The sequence below is a fragment of the Novosphingobium resinovorum genome (assembly GCF_036352595.1).
Classification (GTDB): domain Bacteria; phylum Pseudomonadota; class Alphaproteobacteria; order Sphingomonadales; family Sphingomonadaceae; genus Novosphingobium; species Novosphingobium resinovorum_B.
This window is the reverse complement of sequence record NZ_JAZFAX010000044.1, coordinates 23820-29918: the sequence shown is the minus strand read 5'-3', so window position 1 is coordinate 29918 and position 6099 is coordinate 23820. Positions and strand designations below refer to the sequence as shown.

At 63.3% G+C, this 6099-nt stretch carries 6 protein-coding genes; 5 read left to right on the top strand and 1 reads right to left on the bottom strand.

From position 1 onward, the window contains the following. A partial coding sequence (locus V2S85_RS24115) for a sugar phosphate nucleotidyltransferase (RefSeq protein ID WP_330705342.1) occupies positions 1-352 on the bottom strand: 352 nt, incomplete at its 3' end. Between the two features lie 254 nt (positions 353-606). Here V2S85_RS24115 and otsB point away from each other — a divergent pair. From otsB to V2S85_RS24090, 5 genes are all read left to right on the top strand, one after another. Beyond that, positions 607-1428: a trehalose-phosphatase gene (gene otsB / locus V2S85_RS24110; protein ID WP_330705341.1), complete on the top strand. Its 822-nt coding sequence runs from the start codon at positions 607-609 to the stop codon at positions 1426-1428. After that, positions 1425-3254 (top strand): glycoside hydrolase family 15 protein, encoded by a 1830-nt coding sequence (locus tag V2S85_RS24105; protein WP_330705340.1) that lies wholly within the window; start codon positions 1425-1427, stop codon positions 3252-3254. The genes otsB and V2S85_RS24105 overlap by 4 nt, the downstream gene beginning before the upstream one ends. Positions 3255-3349: 95 nt before the next feature. Next, positions 3350-4765 (top strand): alpha,alpha-trehalose-phosphate synthase (UDP-forming), encoded by a 1416-nt coding sequence (gene otsA, locus V2S85_RS24100; RefSeq protein WP_330705339.1) that lies wholly within the window; start codon positions 3350-3352, stop codon positions 4763-4765. Positions 4766-5183: 418 nt separating this feature from the next. Continuing rightward, on the top strand, positions 5184-5447 hold the full coding sequence (locus tag V2S85_RS24095; RefSeq protein ID WP_330705338.1) for a hypothetical protein: 264 nt from the start codon (positions 5184-5186) through the stop codon (positions 5445-5447). Positions 5448-5571: 124 nt separating this feature from the next. After that, a complete protein-coding gene (locus V2S85_RS24090) occupies positions 5572-6024 on the top strand; it encodes a hypothetical protein (RefSeq protein WP_330705337.1) in 453 nt (150 codons plus the stop codon). The last annotated feature ends 75 nt before the right edge of the window (positions 6025-6099 follow it).

The following is a 6099-nucleotide window of genomic DNA, read 5'->3' as shown; positions in this document are numbered from 1 at the left end:
GCGGATTACCGATGTGGTGGTCGCTGGGGCACACCAGCATGACGGCATCGGCGGGCAGGCGGCTGGCGGCGAGCGCGATGGCGGCGGCGGTGTTGCGCGCCGAAGGCTCGACGATCACTTGTGCGCCCTGGGCGCCGCCAAGCTGCGCCTCGACGTGCGCCAGGTGCTTGTGGCCGGTCACCACCACCGGCGGAGCGAAGCCGCCTGCGCCGGGGCAGCGTGCAAGGGCCGCCTCGAACAGGGTGGAATCGCCGACGAGGGGCAGGAACGGCTTGGGCATCGCGGCCCGGCTGCGCGGCCACAGGCGCGTGCCGCTGCCACCGCAGAGGATCACCGGAACGATGGTGGGCATGAAGGTCTTTCGCTGTTCGGGTGCGGCTGGATTTGGCGGTTGGTAATAGGCGCTGCTTGCTGCGATGCAACAGCAATACGGTAGATTTCGTATTTCATGCCAGCATGAAGCTTGCATTTCAAAAGGGAACATAGCGACGCATCAGTCGTTGTGTCCTTCGCAATTGCGATAGGACGCGAGCGAAGCCCATGATTTCCCCCCGGATCGGCCCGAGGTCCGGGATATATGCAAGACAAGTGCGGGGTTGATTTGGAATGACGATTTCACGCGACGGCGTAGCTTATGGCGGCCCCGGACTTTCCGGCTCGCCCCCGTCGCAGCCGCTTGCGCCGCCGTCGCCTCTGGTCGCGGCAGGTACGGCTTTGTTCCTGGATTTCGATGGCACGCTGGTGGACATCGCCGATCATCCCGACGATGTCGTCGTTGCGCCCGATCTTGCCGGTCTGGTTTATGGCTTGTCGGATGCGCTCGATGGGCGCCTTGCCATCGTGACCGGGCGCTCGATCGCGGCGCTGGAAGCGCTGCTGGGGCCCGTCGCATGCGGGATTGCCGGTTCCCATGGGGGTGAATTCCGTCCTTTGGCAGCCGGCCCGGTGCATCCGCTCGCCGATCCGCTGCCCCCCCGCGTGGTTGCGGTGCTGGAGCAGTTCGGGCGCGCCAACGGCGGCTTGCTGGTCGAGCCCAAGCCGTTCAGCGTGGCTGTCCACTATCGCCACCACCCGGAGGCGGTGGAAGGTCTGCAGGCCTGCGCCCAGGCGCTCGCCGGAGAATTCGGGCTGGGCTTGAAGCACGGCAAGCAGGTGATCGAACTGACGATGCCAGGGTCCGACAAGGGCAAGGCCGTCGCGCGGTTCATGGCCTTGCCGTCTTTCGCCGATGCCACCCCGCTGTTCCTGGGCGACGACGTCACCGACGAGGATGCATTCCGTGCGGTAGACGATCTCGGCGGCCAGGGCGTGCTTGTTGGCCCCCTGCGGACCACTGCGGCATCCCGCCATCTGCCCGACGTTCCGGCCGTTCACGCCTGGCTCAAGGCCGGGCTCGAAGCCGCTGCCCAAGGAGAGACCTGCGCATGACTTCGCCAGCACCCGACAGCCCCGCACGATCCAGTCTGGAGCTTTGGCCGATCGGCAATTGCCAGGTGAGCGCTCTCGTCGATGAACGAGGGGGCTTCGTCTGGGGGTGTGTGCCGCGCGTCGATGGCGATCCGACTTTCTGTGCCCTCCTTCGCGGGAATGGCGGACAGGATGCCGGAACCTGGCGGTTCGAGCTGGAGAACCAGGTCTCGGCCAGTCAGCATTACTTGCGCAACACGCCGATCCTCGTCACTCGGCTGGAGGATGCGACGGGCGGCGCGGTGGAGATCTACGATTTCGCGCCCCGGTTCGAACGCTCGGGCCGGATGTACCGGCCGGTCGCCTTTGCGCGCATCGTGCGACCGGTGGCCGGCGCCCCGCGCATCCGCACGATCCTGACCCCGATGAGCGGTTACGGCGCCCAGCTCGCGCCGATCACTCAGGGTTCCAACCATATCCGCTATCTGGTCGAACGCAACGTCCTGCGGCTGACCACCGACGCGCCGGTCGGCTACGTGCTGGACGAGCGCTGGTTCAGGCTGGAAACGCCGCTGCACTTCTTCCTTGGTCCCGACGAACCTTTCGCCGGTAACGTCGAACATGATCTGGAGACCATGCTCCAGCGCACCGGCCATTACTGGCGGCTGTGGGTTCGCGGGCTGGCGACCCCGCTCGACTGGCAGGATGCGGTGATTCGCGCGGCCATCACGCTCAAGCTGTGCCAGCACGAGGAAACCGGCGCGATCGTCGCGGCGCTCACCACCTCGATCCCGGAGGCACCGGGCAGCCAGCGCAACTGGGACTACCGGTACTGCTGGATCCGCGATGCCTATTACACAGTCCAGGCGCTGAACTACCTGGGCGCGCTTGATGTGCTGGAGAAGTATCTTGCATACCTGCGCAACATCGTCGCCGATGCGACGGATGGCGTGATCCAGCCGCTCTATGCCGTGAGCGGAGCGAAGGAGATCATCGAATGGGAGGCGCCTGATCTTCCCGGCTATCGCAATACCGGACCGGTGCGGGTGGGCAATGCCGCCTATTACCAGGTGCAGAACGACTGCTACGGCCAGATTGTCCTCCCCTCGGTCCAGAGTTTCGTCGATCAGCGCCTGCTGCGCATAGCCAACGAGGAGGATTTCCGCAGCCTCGAGCAAGTGGGCGAAATGGCGTGGAAGACTCACGACAAGCCCGATGCGGGACTGTGGGAACTGCGTACCCGTACGGCCGTCCATACTTATTCCAGCGTCATGAGCTGGGCGGCCTGCGACCGTCTCGCCAATGCGGCGCAGCACCTTGGCCTGCATGACCGCGCCGATTTCTGGCAGGAACGGGCCGATACGGTGCGGGCGAACATCGATGCCGGTGCCTGGCATGTGGTCGAGGGGCACGATGCCGGTGGGCACTACGCGGCAAGTTTCGGCGGTTCGCAACTGGATGCCAGCCTGCTGCAGATGGTGGAGCTGCGCTATCTTGCGCCGGAAGATCCCCGGTTCCAGGCCACCCTCAAGGCCGTGCAGAAGGCGCTGCGGCGTGGCGAGCATATGTTGCGTTACGATAACGAGGACGATTTCGGCCTGCCGGAAACCGCTTTCAACATATGCACGTTCTGGTTGATCGAAGCGCTTCATCGCAGCGGCGAGGACGAGGAGGCGCGCCGTCTGTTCGAAGCGATGCTGGCGCATCGCACCGGTTCCGGACTGCTGTCCGAGGACATGGATTTCGAAACCAGCGAGCTGTGGGGGAACTTTCCGCAGACCTATTCGCTAGTGGGTATCATAAACTGTGCCGGGCAGTTGTCCCGGTCGTGGCGGGACTGGCGCTAGAAAGCGCCGGTCGGTCCGCCTTTTTGCGCGTGGCTTGCAGTGGCTGCGCCCCAACTTGAAAGAAGCATTCGCTTGCGGGTGCGAAGGGGCAAATCATGGGTCGATTGATCGTCATTTCCAACCGGGTCAGTGTGCCCAGCGCGGCCGGGGCCGCCGGGGCGCAAGGCGGGCTGGCGGTGGCGCTGAATTCCGCGCTGCGCCAGCAGGGCGGTATCTGGTTCGGCTGGTCCGGGCAGGAAACGGCCGAATTCACCGGGCACCTCGACATGCAACGCAATGCCGACGTCACCACCGCCACCATCGATCTGGAACCGCAGGACGTCGAGGAATACTACAACGGCTATGCCAACCGCACGCTCTGGCCCTTGTTTCACTACCGTATCGACCTGACCGAGTACGACCGCAATTTCGGTGAGGGCTACGAGCGTGTGAACGAACGATTTGCCGATGCCGTATTCCCGCTCATCGAATCCGAAGATCTGGTCTGGGTCCACGACTACCACCTGCTGCCCCTGGGTTCGATGCTGCGTGCAAGGGGGATCGGGAACCGGATGGGCCTGTTCCTGCATACGCCCTGGCCCCCGACCCGCCTGCTGACGTCGCTGCCATTCCACGAACGTCTGGTGGCCTCGATGCTGGAATATGACGTGATCGGGCTGCAGACCACGGAATGGCTCGAAAGCTTCCTGCACTATGTGCAGAAGGAGATGGGCCTGAAGGTCAATCTCGACAATTCGATCGAGTACAACGGACGGCGCGTCGTGGCGCGGGCCTTCCCCATCGGCATCGATTATGCGGAGTTCCAGGAGGCTGCTTGCGGCGACGTGGCGCGGGAAGCCTGCCAGCGGCTCAAGGCCAGCGTGCGCGGGCGCAAGATCCTGATCGGCGTCGACCGGCTGGACTATTCCAAAGGCCTTGGCGAGCGCTTCGAAAGCTTCAGCAGGTTCCTGGCAGATCATCCCGAGATGGCGGGCAACGCCGTGCTGTTGCAGATCGCTCCCCCCAGCAGGGGAGACGTGGCCAGTTATCAGCAGATCCGCGAGGATCTGGAACGCAAGACCGGGCACATCAACGGGGCTCACGCCGACGTCGATTTCGTGCCGATCCGCTACGTCAATCGCGGCTATCCGCGCGCCGAACTGGCCGGATTCTACCGCGCTGCGGAAATCGGGCTGGTCACGCCGCTGCGTGACGGCATGAACCTGGTCGCAAAGGAGTACGTCGCGGCGCAGGATCCCGATGATCCCGGCGTGCTGATCCTGTCGCAGTTCGCAGGATCGGCGCTGCAGCTCAAGGATGCCTTGCTGGTCAATCCGCACTCGGTCGAGCATGTCGCGGAAACGATCAAGCGCGCACTCGACATGCCTCTGGCCGAACGCAAGCGCCGGCACGCCAGGTTGCTGGAATCCGTGCGAGAGCAGGATGTCCTGCATTGGCTGGAGCAGTTCGTCCAAGTGCTTGCAAACAATGAGCGCGATGCTGGCATGCCCCCGCACGACCAGGCGGCCTAGGCGAGGTGGGCTGAAGCCCTTCAAGCCCGGATTCAAATGCTCTTTCCGGCCGTTCATTAGCTAATTGTAATATTGTGCGCGCATGTTTTTCGCTCAATATTTGTTCAGATGAAGTGAATCATCTGCGATTAGCCTCCGTCGAATCAAGCTTGTCGATCGTCACGTTCGTTGAATGACGCGACGTTCGTGGGTGATTTCAACCTCTGTATTTTACCGGATAACTCCGTTGGTCTACGTAGACCAACCGTTCATCCCACCTCACTTGAGGAGAACCGCGGTTTCTGCGCCCTATGGTGCACTGCAGCGAAAGTGCCTGATCCTCAAGGCCACAGTTCACAGATGTCTGCTGCAGGGCACTTCTGATGAAGTGAGGGGTGGCGGCGAGGGTCCCTTTCATCGACGTCGAAAGGAAACCTGAATGTATCTGAAGAAAGCTCTGTTATCCCTGAGCGCGGCCGGCATGGTCCTCGCTCCCGTCGCGGCCCAGGCCGGTACGACGGCTGCAGCTTCGGTTGGCAATCTGTCCAGCCTGAGCGGTGTGGGCGAACGTCAGTCGACGGCCGTCAAGAAGAAGAACGGTGCAGATAGCGGCACCGTCATCCTCGCAGTCGTTGGTGCTGCGGCGATCGGTGGCGGCATTTATGCCCTCGTCGACAAGAAGGACAAGTCGAACGGTTCGTGATCTGAACGAGCCCGTTTGACGAAGGCGGGATGGGCGAGCGGACTTCCGGTTGCCCATCCCGCTGTCTTCAGACTGCAGGCGCAGGGGCTTTTCTCATTGGCGCTTGCGTCATACGATTGCAGTCATGCGTATCCGATCCACCCTCTCCGCCGTCCTGCTGTGCGCCTTGACTGCGCCCGCCCATGCCGATGCCGTGCCGGAACCGACACGCGTGCTTGACCACAAGGCGGCGCAGCGGCTGGCGGCCAACAAAGGGCTGACGCTCCAGTGGATCGACTGGAACACGCGGGGTACTGCGGCGATCCGGCGTGATAACGGGGTGTGGTCCTTGCGCGGCGCGCAGGCCGGGGCCGGCGGCCCGGGCCGGTTGTTTCTCGACGGCACGATCACGGAGATCGGTGCCGGCTACTTCACGTTCGAAGGGCGAATCGCCATTTCCGATACGCCGGATGCCGGTCGGCGTTGCGACAAGACAAAGACCTGGCATTTCGCAGTGACCCAGAACCGACCGTATTACCGCCTGCGCGAGTTCGAGTGGTGCGATGGGCTGACCGACTACATCGACATCCATTTCTGAGTCTTTTAGTCGGTGCGACCGCCAGATATCAAAAACCCCACCCGGATCGTGCCGGGCGGGGTTTCTCGTTTCAGC

Coding starts and splice junctions, on each gene's coding strand:
- otsA (WP_330705339.1), top strand. CDS start 3,350: ATGGGTCGATTGATCGTCATTTCCAACCGGGTCAGTGTGCCCAGCGCG.
- otsB (WP_330705341.1), top strand. CDS start 607: ATGACGATTTCACGCGACGGCGTAGCTTATGGCGGCCCCGGACTTTCC.
- V2S85_RS24105 (WP_330705340.1), top strand. CDS start 1,425: ATGACTTCGCCAGCACCCGACAGCCCCGCACGATCCAGTCTGGAGCTT.
- V2S85_RS24095 (WP_330705338.1), top strand. CDS start 5,184: ATGTATCTGAAGAAAGCTCTGTTATCCCTGAGCGCGGCCGGCATGGTC.
- V2S85_RS24090 (WP_330705337.1), top strand. CDS start 5,572: ATGCGTATCCGATCCACCCTCTCCGCCGTCCTGCTGTGCGCCTTGACT.